Source organism: Propioniciclava sp. LT432 (assembly GCF_059515965.1).
The window spans coordinates 42,888-63,598 of the sequence record NZ_JCAKNE010000011.1; the positions used below are offsets into that span (position 1 = coordinate 42,888).

At 71.7% G+C, this 20,711-nt stretch carries 4 protein-coding genes; all 4 read left to right on the plus strand.

Annotated elements, in window-relative coordinates; genetic code table 11:
* The first annotated feature begins 5 nt into the window (after positions 1 to 5).
* Positions 6 to 4,646, plus strand: coding sequence for an SDR family NAD(P)-dependent oxidoreductase (locus tag AC5YDV_RS07540; RefSeq protein ID WP_496182599.1), 4,641 nt, complete (start codon positions 6 to 8; stop codon positions 4,644 to 4,646).
* Positions 4,643 to 11,401, plus strand: a complete 6,759-nt coding sequence (locus tag AC5YDV_RS07545) for an amino acid adenylation domain-containing protein (protein WP_496182600.1) — start codon at positions 4,643 to 4,645, stop codon at positions 11,399 to 11,401. The genes AC5YDV_RS07540 and AC5YDV_RS07545 overlap by 4 nt, the downstream gene beginning before the upstream one ends.
* 187 nt (positions 11,402 to 11,588) lie before the next feature.
* Positions 11,589 to 14,789, plus strand: a complete 3,201-nt coding sequence (locus tag AC5YDV_RS07550) for a non-ribosomal peptide synthetase (RefSeq protein WP_496182601.1) — start codon at positions 11,589 to 11,591, stop codon at positions 14,787 to 14,789.
* Positions 14,782 to 20,706, plus strand: a complete 5,925-nt coding sequence (locus AC5YDV_RS07555) for a beta-ketoacyl synthase N-terminal-like domain-containing protein (RefSeq protein WP_496182602.1) — start codon at positions 14,782 to 14,784, stop codon at positions 20,704 to 20,706. The genes AC5YDV_RS07550 and AC5YDV_RS07555 overlap by 8 nt, the downstream gene beginning before the upstream one ends.
* Positions 20,707 to 20,711: the final 5 nt, after the last annotated feature.

Here is a 20,711-nt window from a genome sequence, read left to right on the forward strand (position 1 = left end):
CAGCGATGAACCATCTGAAGTCACTGATCGCCGAACAGTTGGTCGAGAAGCGCATCAGCCGAGAAGCGGCCAAGGAGCTCCTGCGGGCGCTCTCCCAGCCGGGCCAGCAGGAGCAGATCGCCGTCATCGGCATGGCGGGCCGCTTCTCGTCGACCCGCGACATCGACCAGTTCTGGGAGTTCCTCAAGCTGGGCAGGACGGGCATCCGCTCGTTCCCCGAGGCCCGGCAGGCCGACATGCGGGAGGTCTTCGCCAACCCGTCGTACGCCGAGCTGATCCTGGGTGCGCCGGTCGCCGAGGCCGACCTGCCCCACCTGTACGCCAAGAGCGGGTACATGGAGCGGATCGACACGTTCGACGCGGCCTACTTCGGCATCCCGCCGTTGGAGGCCGACTACATGGACCCGAACCAGCGGCTCGCCCTCGAGGTCGCCCACGAGGCCCTCGAGAACGCGGGCTACGGCGGGCCGGCCTCCCACGGCTCGCGGACCGGAGTCTTCCTGGGGCGCGACCACGCGAACTTCTCCTTCTACCGGATGGCCTCCGAGCGCCACCCGATGCAGCTCTCGGGCTCCTGGGAGGGGTTGGCCGCCAGCCGGATCTCCTACGTGTTCGACCTGAAGGGGCCCTGCCTGGTCACCGACACGGCGTGTTCGGCCGGCGCGGTGAGCATCCACCTCGCCATCCAGTCGCTGCTGGCGGGGGAGTGCGACACCGCACTGGCCGGAGGCATCAACCTGTCCTCCATCGGTGAGCCGAAGGCGAACTTCATGTCCGGGGCGACCATGGACAGCGTCGAGTCGGCCGACGACACCATCCGCACCTTCGACGCGCGCGCCAACGGCACCCTGTGGGGTGAGGGCGTCGGCATGGTCCTGCTCAAGCCGTTGCGCCAGGCGATCGCCGACCGGGACAACATCCGTGCGGTGGTCCTGGCGACCGCGATCAACAACGACGGCACGTCGAACAGCATCACCGCGCCGAACGCCCTGCAGCAGGAGCAGGTGATCCTCGACGCGTGGAAGCGCGCCGCGGTCGACCCCGCGACGATCAGCTACGTCGAGGCGCACGGCACCGGGACGGTGCTGGGGGACCCGATCGAGATCAAGGGCCTGACCAGCGCCTTCAGGCGGCACACGGATCGGCGCCAGTTCTGCGCGATCGGGTCGCTCAAGACGACCATGGGCCACATGGTGGCCGCCTCCGGCGTGGCGTCCCTGGCCAAGGTCGTGCGCTCCCTGGAGACAAAGGCCCTCGCGCCGTCGGCCAACTTCCAGGTGCCCAACCCCTTCGTCAACTTCTCCGACAGCCCGTTGTACGTCAACGACCGGCTGACCCCCTGGGAGACGGACGGGCCGCGCCGGGCCGCCATCAACTCCTTCGGCTTCATCCGGACGAACTGCCACCTCGTGCTGGAGGAGGCGCCCGCTCCACTCGAGGCCCCGCTCGCGGCGGAGCGCTACTGCCTCACCATCAGCGCGCGGACCCCCGCCGCCCAGGCACGCCTGCTCGACGCGTACGCCGAGGCGCTGGAGGACGAGCAGTGGAACTGGGCCGACGCGTGCTACACGTCGAACGTCGGGCGCGCGCACCACGAGCACCGGACCATGCTCGTCGCCCGGTCGCGGGCCGAGCTCGGGGAGTCCCTCGACTGGGCTCGGTCGCACCCCGGCGCCTCGGACCCGTCCCGGGGGGTCAGCCAGGGCCACCACAAGGTGGTCAGCGACAAGAAGCGTGAGCTGTCCGCCGGCGAGCTGACCGGCGCGCGCAAGCGTGACCTGACGCGGGCCGCCGCAGCGGTCGTCGTCCGCCACCGGTCGATCCGGCACCCGCACGACCTGGCCGAGCTGGCGGCTCTCTACGCCGAGGGCGCCGACGTGGAGTTCACGGCTCTGCACGAGGGCGATCCGCGACGCAGGGTGCCGCTGCCCACCTACTCCTTCGAGCCCACCCGCCACTGGGCCCGTCCCATGCGGACCGCCGTGACCGTGCCGACGGTCGCCGTCGCCGCCGCCGCGCCGGAGCCACTCTGTGGTGCCGAAGCGCTGCGGACCGACACGCGCCTGGAGTTCGAGCGCCTCTTCGAGGTCACGGACTGGGTGCTCGCCGACCACCGCATCGGGGGACGGGCCGTCCTCCCCGGGACCGTGTACCTGGAGATGGTGCGCGCGGCGTTCGCCCTCGCCACGGGGTCCGACCGACTCGGCCTGTCCAACGCCATCTTCCTCCAGCCGCTCACGGTCGAGGAGGGCGCGCCGGTCAGCCTCCGTACCCGTCTGGACGCCGAGGGCGACGGCTTCCGCTTCGTCGTCTCCAGCCTCGACGACACCGGCCGGTGGACGGACCACGCCGAGGGCCGGGTCGACCCGCTGCAGGAGCCCGCTCCGACCGAGCGCGTCGACGTGCCTGCGCTCCGGGCCGCCGCCACCGAGGTCGCCGACCCCTTCGTGGGCGAGGCCGAGACCGGCGTCTTCACCTTCGGGCCCCACTGGGACGTCGTGCGCGCCATCTGGCGTGGGGACGCGGGCGTCCTGGCGCGGTTCGCCCTGCCGGCGGGGCTGGAGGGGGAGACGGACTGCTACCGGCTGCACCCCTCCCTCCTCGACAACGCGGTGAACCTCATCTCGCAGACGGGCGCTGACACATACCTCCCCTACGTGTACCGGTCCCTCAAGCTGTACGGCCCCATGCCGGAGACGTTCCACTCGCTGATCCGGGTCGTCCGGGACGGCCAGCCCGGGGACGAGACCATCACCTACGACGTGGACCTGGCCGACGAGTCCGGCGCGGTGTTCGCGCGGGTGCAGGACTACACCGTCAAGAAGGTCGACTGGGCGCGCTTCCGGGCCGCCGAGGCGGATCGGTGCCTGCGCCTGGGCTGGACGCCCGTCGAGGCCGAGACGGTCCCGGCGGACGGGTGCTGGGCGGTCGTGGTGAGCGACACGGACGCGGGGGCGGCCGTCCTCGACGCGGCCCGCGCCTCCGGGCTGGATGTCCGGGCTGCCGTCCTGGGTGAGGTCGCCGACCCCGCCGCGGGCCGCTTCGGTCGTGGTCGCGACGGGATCTCCACGCTCGTCACCAGCTGGCGGGACGCCGGGGTGGACGGGGTGGCCTGGCTGGTCGAGCCCACCTCCGACCTGGGCCCGCTGGACCCGGCACGGCGGGACGGTCTGACCGACCTGCTCCGGCTCACGTCGGCCCTGGTGGCTGAGCGCGTCCGGTTGCCGCGCGGCCTGCGCGTGGGCGTCGAGGGTGCGGCCCAGGTCTCGGCCGCCGAGGCGGGCACCCCGTTCGGGACGGCGACCGCCGCCCTGGCCAAGGTGGTCGGACAGGAGAACGCCCACCTGGGCGTCCGTGTCGTCGACGTCGCCCCGGACGCCTCGTCCGAGGACCTCGTCGGGGTGGTCCGCGCCGGTGGGCCGGCCCTGCAGGCCCACCGTGGCGGTCGGGTCTGGGTGCCGCGCCTGACGGCGGCGACGCTCCCCGGTGCCGAGTACGACGACACCTTCCGCGGCGGCGTGTACCTGGTGACCGGCGGCCTCGGCGGTCTCGGACGGGCCGTGGCCGAGACGATGGTGGCCCAGGGAGCCGAACGCGTACTGCTGGTCGGACGCCGCGACCCGAGCCCCGAGGAGTCGGCTTGGCTGGCCGGCCTCGCCGGGGTGGACCACCACACCTGTGACGTCGCCGATCCCGAGGCGCTGGGCGCCCTGGCCGATGCGCTGGACGCCGAGGGCGTCCGCCTGAGCGGCATCGTGCACGCCGCGGGCGTGGCGGGCGCGGGGTTCCTCGCCGGCAAGTCCGACGACGAGTTCACGGCCGTGCTGCGGCCCAAGGTGGACGGCGGGCTGGGGGTCCTGGCCCTCGCCCGTCGGCATCCCGGCGCCTTCCTGGTGCTGTTCGCCTCGATCACGGGCGTCGTCGGGGGGCCCGGGCAGGGCGACTACGCGGCTGCGAACGCCTTCCTCGACGGGCTGGCCTCGCTGGCCCGCGCCGAGGGCATCCCGGCCGTGGCCATCGACTGGCCGTCCTGGGCCGAGGTGGGGATGGCGGTGCGCCACGGCGTGGGTGAGGACGACTCGCTCGTCCGCCCCCTGTCGGTGGCCCAGGGGCTGACCTGGTTGCAGCGCCTCCTCCGGGATCCGGCGCCGGGAGTGGTGCCCGGCGAGTTGAACCTCGAGGTGGCCCGCGCCAACGCCGACGACCTCGGCACGCTGCTCGACCTGCCCGGGGGGACGCGCGCGCCCGCCGATGCGCCCGTCGCGTCGGGTGACGGCGTCCGACTACGCGGACTGGGTGAGCCGACGATCGTCCAGCAACGCGTCGCGGACGCTTTCGGGGCCGTGCTCGGACTGACCGAGATCGACGCCTTCGCGGGTTTCCAGGAGCTGGGCGGCAACTCCCTGATGACCACCCAGCTGCTGAAGCTCGTGGACGAGGCGTACCCCGGCGTGGTCGACATCGCCGACCTGTTCTCCTACGCCAGCATCGCCGACCTGGCCGGGTTCATCGCCGACCAGGTGCAGGACGAGCCGGCCGCCGGGGAGGCGGCGGAGGCCGGCGACCTCCTGCGCGACGTGCTGGACGAACTGGGGGACGCGGAGCTGCTGGAGATGTTCTCCGGGGGCGAGGAGGCCAGCCTGTGAGCACCGTGGACGCCCGGAAGGACCTGATCCGCTACCTGCTGGGCCAGGTCAAGAACAAGGCGCTCGACGTCGACGTCGCCAAGCAGTACATCGCGTCCCTGACGGCGGCGGTGCCCGTGGCCGACGACCCCGTGGCCGTGGTGGGGATCGCCTGCCGGTTCCCCGAGGCGGGCGACAAGGACGCCTTCTGGGCGAACCTCGTGGAGGGTTGCGAGTCCATCGGCGAGTTCCCCGCGCTCCGTCTGGAGGACTACCGGCGCATCGAGCCGGGGGACCAGGCGCTCCGCCGCGGCGGGTACCTGGACCGCATCGACCTGTTCGACGCCGAGTTGTTCGGCCTGCCGCCCCAGGTCGCGCTCCAGATGGACCCGTACCACCGGCTCCTCCTGGAGGTCCTCGTCGAGACCGGTGAGGACGCGGGGTACCCGCGGTCGGCCCTGTACGGCTCGAACACCGGCATCTTCGTGGGCAACGACCACACGCACCGGCTGAACCGGTCCTACCTGCCCTTCCTGGCCGACGTGGACTTCTCCGCCATCACCGGCTCCTGGTCGTCCATCCTCGCGAGTCGCCTGTCCTACCTGTTCAATCTGCGCGGGCCGGCGAGTGTCATCGACACGGGGTGCTCGTCCGGCCTCGTGGCCCTCGACGCGGCGACCAAGGCGCTCCGGGCGGGGGACTGCGACGCCGCGTTCGTCGCGGCCATCAACCTCTTCCTCGACCCGACCAGCTTCGGCGACGAGACGTCCTCACCGCAGTTCCGCGTCCGGCCCTTCGACGATGCCGCCGACGGGACGGTGTGGAGCGAGGGCGTGGCGGGCATCCTCATCAAGCCGCTCTCCCGGGCCGTCAGCGACGGCGACCACATCTACGGCGTCGTCCGCGCCGTCGCGACCAACAGCGACGGGCGGAGCAACGGTCTGACCGCGCCGAACGCCCAGGCGCAGAGCGAGCTGCTGTCGCGCGCCTGGCGCAGGGCCGGGATCGCGCCCGAGACACTCTCCTACCTCGAGTCCCACGGCACGGGCACCGTGCTGGGCGACCCGATCGAGGTCAAGGGCCTGGTGTCGGCGTTCGCCCAGTTCACCGACCGGCGCCAGTTCTGCGCCATGGGGTCGGTCAAGTCGAACATCGGCCACACCGTGGGCGCCGCCGGGCTGGCGTCCCTGGTCAAGGTGCTCCTGTGCCTCGAGCACGGCGTCCTGCCGCCCAGCCTGAACTTCGAGGTGCCGAACCGATTCGTCGACCTGGTGGAGTCACCGGTCTACATCGCCGATCGGGCACTGGACTGGCCGCGCTCGGACGTGCCGCGCCGGGCCGGCGTCAGCAGCTTCAGCCTGGGCGGGACGAACGCCCACGTGGTCGTCGAGGAGGCGCCCCCGGCCGACCGTGCTCCCGCGGCGGAGCGCGCCTTGGCAGCGGACGGCGTCCGTGTCTACCCCCTGTCGGCGCGCACCGAGGAGCTCCTGGCCGCGTCGGCCGCCGACCACGCCGATCGTGTCGGCGCCGACCTGCTGCTCGACCTCGACGACGCGTGCTTCACGCTGCAGGCCTGCCGCGACCACCAGCCGGTCCGGTCCGCGGTTGTCTTCCGCGGCCGGACGGGGCTGCTGGCCGGCCTCGCCGCCCTCGCCGCCCCCACGTCCGGCTCGGCGGCCCGGGGTGAGGGCTGGTCGCTGGTGCTCGCCGACGACCCGGGCCCTGACGCCGAGGTCCTGAGGATCGGCCTGGACGCCGCCCGCGCCTTCGTGGCCGGCGAGAAGGGGGCCTTCGCCGGCGTCCCGCGCCCGGCGGGTGTCCGCCGGGTCCCCCTGCCGGGGCAGCCGTTCGACCGCCGCCGGTTCTGGGACGAGACGCCGCGTGCGGCCATCGCGTCGTCGCGGGCCACGGTCGAAGACCCCATCGCCCGGTTGCGCGAGGCCATGGACGGCCCGTCGCGGGTGACGGGCGAGGACGCCCCGTCCGCGCCGCGTCGGCTCGCGTCCATCGTCTGGACCGAGGTGTTGGGTTACCCGCAGGTGGCGGCGGACGACGACTTCTTCCGGCTGGGCGGCGACTCCATCTCGTCGATGCGGATGGCCCAGCTGCTCGGCGACGTCGTCGGCCTCTCCGTCCCTGGCACCGTGCTCCTCGAGCGGCCCACCTTCGACGCCTTCGCAGCCGTCCTGGAGGACGAGTACGGCCTGACGGCCGAGCGGGTGGACGCCGTCGTGGCGTCCGGCCCGCGCGAGGAGCGCCGCGTCGAGGAGCGGGCCTACGAGCTGCCCCTGACGCCGGCGCAGCGCTCGGTGTTCCTCGCCGTGGGCATCGAGCCCGACTCGGTGGCGTACAACGTCACCGGGATCACGTTGGGCGAGGGACGTGTGGCGCCCGCTCGCCTGCGGGCGGGGCTCGCCGCGCTGGTGGAGCGCCACGACAGCCTCCGCGCCACCTTCCACCTCGTGGACGACCAGCCGGTGCAGCGGATCCACGCCGAGGTGCCGACCGACGTCCGGGTCATCGACCTGCCCGCGCCGGCGCCGGGCGTCTCCCACGAGGACGCGGCCAGGGCTGCCCTCGACGGGTTCGTCCAGCCGTTCGACCTGGGGGCCGGCCCCCTCTTCCGCGTGGCGCACCTCCAGTTCGAGGACGGCGTCTCCTGCACGGCCGTGGACGTCCACCACCTGGTGACGGACGGCACCTCCATGGGCATCCTCATGCGCGACTTCGCCGCGCTGAGCGCCGGCGAGGCGCTGCCGCCCCTCGCGCTGGGCTACCGCGGTGCCGTCGAGGAGCTGCTGGCCCGCGCGGGGACGTCGGCGATGGCCGAGCACCGGCAGTACTGGCTGGAGCGCTTCTCCGACGAGCCGCCGGTGCTGCGCCTGAACATCGACGGCGCCCGCCCCGCGGTGGCCGGGGGGCCGGGTGCCACCCTGTTCTCCGAACTGGACGGGTCCGTCCTGGCGCAGGCCAAGGCGTTCGCGCAGCGCCACGGCATGACCTTGAACATGCTGCTCCTGGGCACGTACCACCTGCTGTTGGCCCGCATGAGTGGCCAGCGGGACATCGTCATCGGGACGCCGGTCCTCGGACGCTCCGACCCCGGCTTCCGCGACCTCGTCGGGATGTTCGTGAACACCCTGCCGGTCCGCCTGTCCACCGCGGGCTCGCCCACGGTCGCCGACTACCTCGCGGGGCTGCGCTCCACCGTCGTCGATGCGCTCGCCCACCAGGACTTCCCCTTCGAGTCGCTCGTGGAGGCGGTGAACCCGCCACGCGAGCCCGGACGCCGGGCGCTCGTGGACGTCTACTTCGCCCACCAGAACAGCGACATGGGGCTCGACCACGACGGCGAGCGCGCCCTGACGTTCGACGCCGGCACGGCCAAGTTCGACCTCACCCTGACCACCCGGGAGGCCCGGGGCCGCCTGCTGCTCTCCTGGGAATACGCGACCGAGCTCTTCCACGCGGACACAGTCGGCCTCCACGCCGAGCGCTTCACCCAGTTGCTCGCGTCGATCACGGCCGCGGACGCCGGCGACCCCGTCGACGGCCTCGCGCTCATCGGCGCGGAGGAGGAGCGGCTCCTGCAGGCGTGCTCCCGTCCCGAGGACGACCGGCTCGAGGAGGACCGGTTCGAGGACGACCCGTTCGAGGAGTCGGGGCTCGTCGCCCTGTTCGAGAGGGTCGTGCGCGAGCGCCCCGAGGCGGTCGCCCTGGTGCAGGGCGACGAGCGGCTGACCTACGCCGCCCTGGACGCCCGGGCCAACCGCATCGCCCGCGGCCTGGTGGGCACGGGCCTGGCCGGTGGCCCGGTCGCGTTGCTGCTGGACCGCTCCTTCGAGTTGGTCGCCGCCATGCTGGGCGTCCTGAAGTCGGGCAGCCACTACGTCCCCCTCAACACCGAGTTTCCGGGCGAGCGGATCGGCGCGATGCTGGACGACTCGGCGTCGCCGTTGCTCCTGACCTCGGACACGCGCCTGGAGCAGGCGCGCGGGTTCGCCTCGGAGCGCCTGCACGTCCTCACCGTCGACGCGTGTGCGCGGGCGGCGGACGGCGACGGCCCCCTGGGCCTGCCCAGTCGCGCGGAGGACCCCGTCTACGTCATGTACACGTCGGGGACCACGGGCCGTCCCAAGGGGTCGCTCATCCGGCAGCGCGGTGTGCTGCGCGTCGCGTGGCACGCCAACTTCTACGACGCCGGCCCGGACGACGTCTTCGTGATGCTGTCGGACTACTCGTTCGACGGTTCCGTGTTCGACATGTTCAGCGCCCTCCTGAACGGTGGCCGCCTCCTCGTGCTCGAGCCCGAAGTCGTCCAGGACCTGGATCGGCTCGCCCGTCAGGTCCGGGACCACGGGGTGACCTGCTTCTTCGTGACGACGGGGCTCTTCAACGCGCTCGTCGACCACAACCTCGACGCGTTCGCGGGCGTCCGCCGGGTGATCTTCGGCGGTGAGGTGGCCTCGCAGGCCCACGTCCGTCGGGCGTTCGAGGCGCTGGGCCCGGGCCGGGTCGCGCAGGCCTACGGGCCCACGGAGACCACCGTCTTCGCCACCGTGCACATCCTCGACGCGCTGCCCGGGAGCGGGCCGGTGTCGATCGGCCGCGCGGTCAACGGCACGACGCTCTGGGTGCTGGACGAGCAGGGACGTCACCAGCCCATCGGCGCGACGGGTGAGCTCTTCATCGGCGGGCGCGGGCTCGCGGACGGTTACCTGAACGAGCCGGAGATGACGGCCGAGCGGTTCGTGGAGGCGCCGTCCGTCCCGGGCGAGCGCCTGTACCGCACGGGTGACCTCGTCACCTTCCGCAGCGACGGTCTGCTCTACTTCGTCGGACGCCGCGACGACCAGGTCAAGCTGCGGGGCTTCCGCATCGAGCTCGGTGAGGTCATCAACGCGGCCAGCCGGCAGCCCGGGGTGCTGCAGGCGTACGCCGGCGTCATCGAACTCGGGACCGGCCGCTCCTTGTGCCTGTGGGTCCGCCTGGAGGACGCCTCCCCGGACGCGGTCCGTGCCGTTCACGCCGGGCTCTCCCGTCAGTTGCCGGCGTTCATGGTTCCCTCGGTGGTCGTCCCGACCGACGAGTTCCCGCTGAACAAGAACGGCAAGGTGGACGTCGCGGCGCTGCCCACCCCCGACTTCTCGTCGGAGTCGGCCGTCGCCCCCTCGTCGGAGCTCGAGCAGCGGGTGGCAGCCGCCTGGTCGTCCGTGCTCGGGGTGCCGGTCGAGGACGTCCACGCCAACTTCTTCTCCCTGGGTGGGGACTCGATCAAGGCCATCCAGGTCACCGCTCGCCTGCGCGAGGCCGGCATCGTCGTCCAGGTCCCGGACCTGCTGGAGCACCAGACCGTCCGGAACCTCGCAGCGGCGCTCGGCTCCCGGGACGCCCCCGAGGCGGCTCCGCTCCACGACCAGCGACCCGTGGTGGGACCCATCGACACCACCCCGGTGCAGGCCGACTTCCTGGAACTGCCGGGGGCGGCCGACCTGGTGTTCAACCAGTCCCTCCGGGTGACGCCGCCGGCGCCCATCCCGACCGAAGAGTTGGTGTCCGCTGTCGACGCCCTGGTGCGCGCCCACGACCTGCTGCGGGTCCGCGTCCGGCCGGACGGCGTCCTGATCGTGCGTGATCCGGGCGAGCACGGGCTCGTCGTCCACCGTCCGGCCGCCCCCGCCCTCGACGAGGAGGAGACGTCGCTGTTCCTCGCCGAACTGCAGCGGCGGGTCGACGTCGTCCGGGGGCCGGCCGTCGCCCTCGCGACCGGACTGGGGCCGGACGGAGCCGGCTTCGCGCTGGCCATCCACCACCTGGCGGTCGACGTCGTCTCGTGGGGGGTGCTGCTGGGGGACCTCGAGCGGTGCCTCACCGACGGGGCGGACGCCCTGCCGCCGCGCACGATGCCCTTCCCGGCCTGGGCGGCCGCGTTGCGGGAGCACGCCACCGCGGGCGGGTTCCGCCACGAGCTGGGCCACTGGCTCCGCACCGCGACGCTGGCGCAGCGCGCCCCGAAACTGTTCGGGGGCGAGCCTCCCGTCCGGGGTGCGACCCACCGCACGATGGTCCGCATCGGTGCCGACGACGTGTCCGGCCTGCTGGTGTGGGCGCGGGACAGGTTCGGCGCCGAACCCGCCGAGGCGGTACTGGCCCTGGTCCTGCGTGGCCTGGCCACGTGGCGCGGGGCGTCCCGCGTCGGCGTGACCGTCGAGGGACACGGCCGCGAACCCTTCGGGCCGCGGCAGGACCTCAGCCACACCGTCGGCTGGTTCACCACCACCTTCCCACTCGTCGTCGACATCCCGGACGCCGCGGGCGACACGGTGGCCGCGGTCCACCGGGCCTTCGGCCGCCTGCCCGGACGTGGCCTCGGTTTCGGGGCGCTGCGGCGCTTCGACCGGGGGCTGGCGGACGAGGACGCCGCCCAGCTGGCCTCGCTCGCGCCGCAGGTGAGCTTCAACTACCTCGGTGAGCAGGACGAGTTGGCCGACACGGGTCTCCGCGTCGAGCACCTCTCCGGCGACCTCACGGTGGACCCCCGCTGGCCGATGGCCCACCTCGACGTCGTGGCCCACCGCAGCCAGGGCGACCTGTACCTCGACGTGCGCCTGTCCGAGGCCGAGTCGCTGGACGACCTCGCCGCAGCGCTGCACGCCGCCGTCGCGGAACTGTCCTCGAACCCCACGGGACGCCGTGAGGCCGGCCTGGTCGCCTCCGCGCCCGTGGAGGACCACGTCCTGGACGCCGTACTCGCCGACATTCTCGGGGGGAATTGATGAGATCCCATCCATTTCCTCCTGCCTGCGACGGCGGGCATCGACGGGATCGCCGGATTTCCATTCGCCCACTCCCGGATCATGGACACGAGAATTCGCCTCCATGCCGTCAGGTAGGTTTCCACGCGAAGCCCACCGTCGCCACACCCCCTCACCCCACCCTCGGCGTCAAGGAAGAGCTAACAGCATGATCAACAAGGCCGACATCCAGACCGTCTTCGGTCTGGCCGCCATGCAGAAGAGCATGCTCCTTGCCCATGCCCTCGACCCCGATTCGGGCGCCTACATCGAGCAATTCGACTTCACCCTGGAGGGCACCGTCGACGTGGATGCGATGCGCCGCGCCTTCGGCTCCCTCTCCCGCGAGTACGCCGTACTGAGGACGGTGTTCAGCTTCCGCAACACCGACGACCCCTACCAGTTGGTGCTGCGTGAGTGGGAGCCGCCCCTGGTGGTCGAGGATGTGCGGGGGACGGCGTCCGTCGACGAGGCCGTCCGCCGCATCAAGGACGCCGACCGTTCCCGCGGCTTCGACCTCGGGCAGGACGTACTGTTCCGCGCCACGCTGCTCCGCGTGGGGGAGGAGGACTGGCGACTCGTCCTGTGCTTCCACCACATCATCCTCGACGGCTGGTCGCTCGGGCCGCTCTTCGGCGCGCTGATCAGGTATTACGAGCAGTACGTCAGCACGGGGCAGGCCGTCCAGGAGGTCGAGCCGACGCCCTACGCCGACTATGTCCGGTGGTACGAGGCCCAGGACCCCCGGCGCGCGCGTGACCACTTCCGCGACCTGTTGGACGGCTACGAGAAGCCCGCGGTCCTCCCGGCGACCCCCGCGGACGGCTACACCACCGCCGTCCACCGCTTCTCCCTGCCCGACGCGGTGAACGCCGGTCTGTCCGACGTGGCGCAGCGGGAGCGTCTGACGCTCAGCGCCCTGTTCCAAGCGGCGTGGGGCGTGCTGCTGCAGCGCTACAACTACGTGGACGACGTCGTCTTCGGCTCGGTCGTTTCCGGTCGGGGAATTCCGATCGAAGGCGTCGATCGCATGGTCGGGTTGTTCGTGAACACCCAACCGCTGCGCATTCAATGCAAGCCGCAGGATTCGTTCATCGACGTGGCGCGCAATGTTCATGATTCGTTCATCCGGGGAAGTGCGCACGAATATGCGCCGCTCTTCGACATCCAGTCCGACACCGCATTGAAGAACAACCTGCTCAACCACGTCATCGCGTTCGAGAACTACCCCTTGGCCGACCAATTGCGTGCCTTCTCCGACGGGCCCGGTCATGACCTGCGGTTCGTCGGGGTCGACTACGTCGAGCAGACGAGCTACGACCTGACGGTCACGGTCAACCCGGGCACGACGTTCGACGTCACGTTCGCCTACAACGCCCGCGCGTACAGCGCGGACCTGATGGCGGACGTGGAGCAGGGGCTCGTGCGGATCCTCGAGGCGGCGTGCGAGCAGCCGGACGCGCCGGTGGCCCGGGTGGCGATCGCCGCCCCGCCGGCGCCGGCCCCCGCGCCGTCCCTGCCCGAGGCGACGGTGGTCGACCTGTTCGACGCCGTGGTGGCCCGGTGCCCGGACGCGGTCGCCCTGACCTGGCGCGGCATGCACCACACGTACGCCGAGGTGGACGCCTGGTCGGACGCCGTGGCCCAGCAGCTCGTGGAACGCGGCGTCCGGCCCGGTCAGGGGGTGGGCCTGCTGTCCGATCGGCGCCCCGAACTGGTCATCGGGATGCTCGCGGCGATGAAGGCCGGCTGCCACTACATCCCCATCGAGGTGAAGGAGGCGACCGCCCGCATCGAGTTCCTCCTCGCGGACGCGGAGTCCCCCTGCGTGCTCACCGTGTCCGAGCTGGCCGGGCGGCTTCCCGCCGGCACCCCCCACCTCCTCGTGGCGTCCCCCACCGGAGCCCCCGCGGTCCGGTTCGAGCGGGTGGCGACCGGGCCGGACGCCACCGCGTACATGATGTACACCTCGGGGTCGACGGGCCGCCCCAAGGGCTGCTACATCACCCACCGCAACATCGTCCGGCTCTTCTCCGACCAGACGTTCCACGACTTCGACGCGGCCGAGACCCTGATGCTCACCAGCTCGCCGGCCTTCGACGTGTGCACGTTCGAGATCTGGGGTGCGTTGCTCTTCGGCGCCCGCCTGGTGCTGCCCGACGAGATCGACATCCTCGACGTGGTCCGACTGCGCGAGGTGTTGGCCCGGGAGCAGGTGCGTGGGCTGTGGCTCACCGCGCCGCTGTTCAACCAGCTCGTCGACGTGAACCCGGACGCCTTCGCTCCCCTGCACCATCTGCTGATCGGCGGCAGCGCGCTGTCGGTGAAGCACGTCGCCAAGGTCATGGACGCCTGCCCCGGGCTGGTGGTCACGAACGGGTACGGCCCCACCGAGAACACGACGTTCTCCACGACGCACCGCGTCCGCGCCGCGGACCTGTCGCGCGACCGCATCCCCATCGGCCTCCCGGTCGCACACTCGACCGGCTTCGTCCTGGACCGCGGTCTGCGCCCGCTGCCGCCGGGCGCCATCGGTGAGCTCTGCGTGGGTGGCGCGGGCGTGGCCCCGGGCTACCACCGGCGGCCCGAGCTGGACGCCGAGCGCTTCGTCACCGTGCCTGGGCTGCCCGGTCGGCTCTATCGCACCGGGGACCTCGTCCGGCAGTCGCCCGACGGTGGCTTCGACTACCTCGGTCGCGCCGACGACCAGGTCAAGATCCGCGGGTTCCGCGTGGAGGTCGGCGAGGTCGAGATCGCGCTGCAGTCCGTCCCCGGCGTCCGTGACGGTGCCGTCGTCGTGGTGGAGCGCCAGGGGGAGAAGCGCCTCGTCGCCTTCTACGCCTCGGACGAGGGCCTCGCGCCGGACGACGTCCGCCTCGCGCTCGGCCGTCAGTTGGCCGCCTACATGGTGCCGACCGGCGTCGTGCCCATGGACGACCTGCCCCTCAACAAGAGCGGCAAGGTGGACCGTCGTGCGCTGGTCGCGGGGTACCAGGATCGGGAGCCGGAGAGCGCGGCCCCGCGCGACCTGCGCCACCTCACCCCCACGCAGCGCCACGTCATGGAGATCGTCGAGGACGTCCTGGGCGAGCACGTGTCCGACGTGCACGGGAACTTCTTCGACATCGGCATGAACTCGCTGAGCCTGCTCACGATCAACAACCGTCTCAGGAAGGCCGGGTGGGACGTCCCGCTCAAGGCGCTCTTCGAGCACACCTCCGTCGCGGCCCTGTCCGCCCACCTGGACCGGGGTGCCCCGGACGACGTGGACGTCCCGGACACGGTGGCCGAGGAGGACGCGGAACAGGACGCGCTGGCCGCGAGCCAGCTGTTCCTGCAATTCATGGACGAGGAGGACGCGCATGTCTGACCTGCAGCTGGACCACCGCTACACCGGACTCGAGGTCGCCGTCATCGGCATGGCGGGACGCTTCCCGCTGGCCGAGGACACCGAGCAGTTCTGGGCCAACCTCGTCGAGGGGGTGGACGCCATCTCCCGCTTCTCCGACGAGGAGCTCGAGGAGATGGGCGTGCCCGCGGCGCTCCTGGCGGACGAGAACTACGTCCGGGCCAAGGGGATCCTGCCGCACCTGGAGTCGTTCGACGCGTCGTTCTTCCACTACACGCCGGCGGACGCCCGCCTGCTGGACCCGCAGGTGCGCGTGCTCCACGAGGAGGTCTTCCACGCCCTCGAGGACGCGGGGTACTCCTCCGAGGAGCGCACCGAGTCGATCGGCCTGTTCCTGGGGGCGACGAACAACCTCGCTTGGGAGGCCCATACGCTGAGCAAGTACCTCGCGAGCGGGCCGACCTTCGCGGGCATGCAGCTCAACGACAAGGACTTCGCCGCGACGCGCATCGCGTACGCGCTGAACCTGCGCGGCCCGGCGATGACGATGCACACCGCGTGCTCGACCTCGCTGGTGGCGATCGACCTCGCCTGCCGGAACCTGCTCACGGGTGGCTGCCAGATGGCCGTGGCCGGCGGCAGCGGGCTGACCCTGCCCCACAAGAACGGGTACCTGTACCAGGAGAACATGATCCACTCGTCCGACGGCCACTGCCGCGCGTTCGACGAAGAGGCCGAGGGGACCGTCGAGGGGAACGGCGTCGGGGTCGTGGTGCTCAAGCGCCTCGAGGCCGCCCGCCGCGACGGGGACCGCATCCTGGCGGTCATCCGGTCCACGGCGACCAACAACGACGGGAATCGCAAGGTCGGCTACACCGCCCCCAGCGTCGAGGGCCAGGCGGACGTGATCCGCAAGGCGCAGCGCCTCGCCCAGGTGAAGCCCGCGGACATCTCCTACGTCGAGACCCACGGCACCGGGACGCGCCTGGGCGACCCGATCGAGGTCGAGGCGCTCCGCAAGGCCTTCTCGGTGGACGCCCTCGAGCCCGGGAGCTGCGGGATCGGGTCGCTCAAGTCCAACATCGGGCACCTCGACACGGCCGCCGGCGTGGCCTCCTTCATCAAGACGATCCAGGTGCTGCAGAACGCCACGGTGCCGCCGAGCCTGCACTTCAAGACGATCAACTCCAACATCGCCCTCGATGAGACGCCGTTCCGCGTCGTGTCGGAACTGGAGACGCTCCAGCGTCGCCCCGCCGGGGACGACCGGCAGCAGCCCTTGCGCGCGGGCGTCAGCTCGTTCGGGATCGGGGGCACCAACGCCCACATCGTGCTCGAGGAGGCACCCGTCCCACCCCTCTCCTCCGGCGCCGGACGCCGTCACAACACCCTCACCCTCGCCGCCCACTCGCCCGAGGCGCTCGCGGCGGCGAAGAGCCGCCTGGCCGACCACCTCGGTAAGCGCCCCGAGCTCGATCCGTCGGACGTGGCCTGGACCATCCAGAACCGCCAGCGCAAGCTGCGGTACCGCTACGCCACGGACTTCGCCGACGTGGCCGACCTGCGCGGTCGCCTCGAAGCGTCGCTGCGCCGCGGCGAGGCGGCCGTCGACACCGGCCAGAACGACCGCCGGGGCGTGTACTTCCTGTTCAGCGGCCTCGGCGCCCAGCACGTCCGCATGGCGCGCGACCTCCACGCCACCGAGACGCAGTTCCGGCAGCGCCTCGAGGCGTGCTTCGCCGAGGCCGCGGCCGTGGGGCGTGCGGACCTGCTCGACCTGTTCCTGGGTGACGGACCCGAGGTCGAGGCGGAGCTCAACAACATCGAGACGACCCAGCTGATGCTGTTCGTCCTCGAGGTCTGCATGGCCCAGCAGCTCATCGAGTGGGGCCTGCGTCCCACCTCGATGATCGGGCACTCGACCGGCGAGTTCGCGGCCGCCTGTGTGGCCGGCGTCTTCTCGGTGGCCGACGGCATCAAGCTGATCCAAGCGCGCGGCAACCTGATGGACCAGACGCCGCCCGGTGGCATGGTGACGGCCAAGGCGTCCGAGGCGGTGGTGCGGGAATTCCTGGGGGAGCACCTGACCCTGGCTGCCGTGAACAGCCCCGAGGACTGCTCCATCTCGGGCCCGAAGGACGCCCTCGACGCGTTCGAGGCGCGGTGCGTGGAGAGGAACATCCCGGTGACCCGCCTCGCCGCGGCGCACTCCTACCACTCGGCCGACATGGACGTGATCCTGCCGCGCTTCATCGAGGTGCTGGCCGGCATGACGCTGAACCCGCCGCGCATCCGCTACGTCTCCAACGTGACGGGGACCTGGATCACGCCCGAGCAGGCCACCGACCCCGAGTACTACGGCACCCACCTGCGTTCATGCGTCCGCTTCAAGGACGGGATCGACACGATCCTGGCCGACGACGACCCGGTGTTCGTCGAGGTGGGACCTGGCAAGGCGCTGTCCTCCTTCGCGCGACACTGCGGGACGTCGGGTCGCGTCACGGCGGTGAACATGCTCCGGCACCGGATGGAGGAGCTCGAGGACGACGCCCACCTCGCGAAGGCCGTCCGCAAGCTCTGGGAGGCCGGCTTGACCCTGGACTGGCGCGCCTTCCACGCCGGACGCACCCCGGCCAAGGTGGCGCTGCCCCTCTACCCCTTCGACCGCACGCCGTACCCGATCGACATCGAGGAGTTCCAGCGGCACTACGGCCAAGGGGGTGACGGGGCCGCGAGCTCACGCCCGACCCAGCGGCTCGCCGAGCGCCCCACCGTCGTCGCTCCTCCCGTGGCCGGCCCGCAGCACGCCGTGTGGTCCAGTTCCGTGGTGTCGGTCGACCCCGCCCAGGAGACCCCGCGCACGGTGGTGGCCCTGACGAGCGACCCGTCCGCCCTGAGGGGACTCCTCGGCGGCGTGCCCCATTGGCGCTCCCTCGTGGTCCAGATGGGCGATCGCTACACCTTCCGCGGGCACCGTGGCGCGACCGTGCGCAAGGGCCACCCGGAAGACCTCGCGCAGCTGGTCACCGACCTGGGGTCCCGGACCCTGCTGGGTGACACCTTCCTCGTGCACGGGGGCCCGGACTCCGGGTTGGACGCCACGCTGCGCTCCCTCGCCGAGGCGTTGACCCGTGCGCCCGTCGACGTGCCCCCCGCCCTGATCCTGCTCGACGACGGGCCGGCGGATCGCCACGACGAACGCCTGGCACTCCTGCTGGGGCTGAACCTGGAGTTCCCCGAGGCCCGCATCGCCAGCGTGGGCTGCGACGCGCCGCTGGCCAGGCGTGACGGCCAGACCGCTTGGCGGACGGCGCTGCTGGCCGAGCTCGGCCCGAAGGGCACGCACGACGTCGCCGTCCGCTACGAGCGCGGCCGCCGGTTGGTACCCGCCCTCCAGCCCTTGGTGGGGCAGGCGGCCGCGATCACGGTGCCCCAGGGCAGCACGCTCCTGCTGTGCCGGGTGGACCAGCTCCGCGCGGTGGCGGCCACGCTCCGCGGTGGCGCCGAGGGTGGCACCGTGCGGATCCAGCCGTACCACGTCGGCCCCGACGTGACGGTGCCGGAGCTGACGGGACTGCCCCGCAACGCCACCGTGCTGCCCGCCCTGACGAGCCGGAGCGCGGAAGCCCTCGCGAGCCGGCTCCGTGCGCGGGCCGTGACGCTTCCGCTGTTCGACGAGGTCGTGGTCTGGGATCCGGCCCCCACCGATCCCCAGGACGAGGGGGACCTCGCGGCCCGTACGACGCTGCACGCCGCCTTCAGGCGCCTGCGGCCGGAGCCGGTGCCGGTGAACTTCCTGTCGCCCACCGGGGTGGCGCTGGGAGCTCCGTGGCCGGCGTCTGCGACCGCGTGGCTGGTCGGGACCGTGGGCACCGGCAGGCGTGCCGGTGGCTCTCGCCTGTTCGTGCACGGCCGCCCGGAGAACGCCGACGTGTCCTGCCTGGCTTCCCTCCAGCTCATGAGCCGCTTCGGCGTCGCCGTCGGGCACCTGGGGGCCGACCCGCTGCGCATGGTCGGGGCTGGGAAGGTTCCCGTCGTCGCGACGGCGGACGACGGCGACGCCGTGGCCCTCCAGCAGGTGTTGGCCCACGAGTTGGGCTCCCTGCTCGGCTACGACGAGGTCGACCCTGAGGCCGACATCTTCGACCTGGGGCTGGACTCCGTCCGGCTCGTCCAGTTCACCTCGGCCCTGGAGCGCCAGGGCCACCGCCTCCTGGCCGCCGACGTCTACGCCAACCCGACCTTGCGGTCCCTCGCGGAGCACCTCCTGGCCCAGAGCGGCCGGACGCACGCCGAGGGCGGCAGCGTCGAAGAGGTCGCGGCCGAGCTCACCGAGGCCGTCGGCACCGAGTGCAGCGGAGCCGTCATCGAGGTCGACGGGGCGGACGAACCGCTCGTGGTGCTCTTCATCGAAGGGCTGGACGCCGACGTGCGGGCGCGCGTGGTGCGGGCCCTGGCGGACCTGGGCGTCCCGATGGCGCTGCAGCCCCACTACATCCTCCCCCGACGCCACGAGGCGCAGTTCCGCGAGCAGCCCGACTTCGCGGGCCTGCTCGCCGCCTCGAACGCGTCCACACCGGAGACGCCCGAGCTGATCCGGGAGGTCGAGCGCGCACAGGATGAGTTGCGCGCCTCGATCGCCGCCCAGCCCACGAAGTGGACGTATCCCATCAGTGGCATGCAGCGCCAGCACTTCCGTGGGGAGGTGCGTCTGCAGCTCTACCTCATCCAGTTCCGTGAGGTGCTGGACGTCCCCGTCCTCGAGCGGGCGATGTGTGACGTGATCGGTCGCCACGGCCTGATGCGCAGCTTCCTGACCCGCCGCCTCGGGCAGTTCCAGTGGCGCGAGTTCGAGGCCCCGATGGAGATCGTGCTCCCGCAGCTCGACGTCTCCGGCCTCGAGCCCGGCCGGCAGGACGAGGCCGCGGCGGCACTGGTGAAGCACGAGTGGAGCATGGACTTCAAGGTCGTCGACAAGCCGATGTACCAGATGTTCCTCCTCAAGTACAACGAGAAGCGTCACGACCTCGTGTTCCAGTTCGACCACTCGATCTTCGACGTGACGTCCGGACAACTCCTGCGCGGCGACCTCATCCGGCGGTACCGCGAGCTCCTGGGCGGTTCCGTCCGGGCGATGCCCGTGGCCAAGAGCTACCGGCACCTGCAGGACCAGATCAACAAGGGGCCGGTCAACATCACCCCCGACGAGATCATCGAGAAGTTCGAGCTCGACCGCTACGTCCACTACACGAAGCTGCTGCGCCAGCGCGCCGCCCACCACGCGGGGCGTCCCATCGAGCAGACACGCTACTCGGTGCGGTTGGACCACCTCCGGGAGGGCGACGACGGCGAGTTGGAGCTGTTCTCGCTCGTGACGCACCTGTACGCGCGCCTCGTCGCCCGCTTGGTCGGGGTGGACCACGTCCCCTGCGACATCCTGTTCCAGTCGCGGGTCTTCGAGGACAAGGACTACTCCGAGGTGATGGGGATGCTCCTGGGCGGGCTCCCGTTCGTCATCCCGGCCGACCGCGACAAGCGCGGGGGCATGCGGGCTCTCATCCGGGAGAAGGTCGACATGATGAACCGGAACAACGTGAGCTTCCTGAACCTCATCCACGACGCGAGGTCGTTCCTCCGCTACCGCAAGGTGTTCGCCGCGACGAAGGAGGTCATGGGCCGGACGTTCCGCACGTCCTGCCTGCTCAACTTCGTCGGCGTGGTGGAGGACGAGTACGACGCGATCTGGGACATGACCTTGGAGCAGTTGGACGACGAGCAGGCGAAGCTCGACTACGCGGACTGCTACTGCGTCGCCAAGATCAGCGGCGACCAACTGGACCTGTTGGTCCTGACGCGGTGGGGCGACTCGCAGACCGTGTCCGCCCTCTTGGACGACGAGGTCTCCAAGCTCGCCGGCCCCGTGCCCGCGATCTCCTGAGCAAC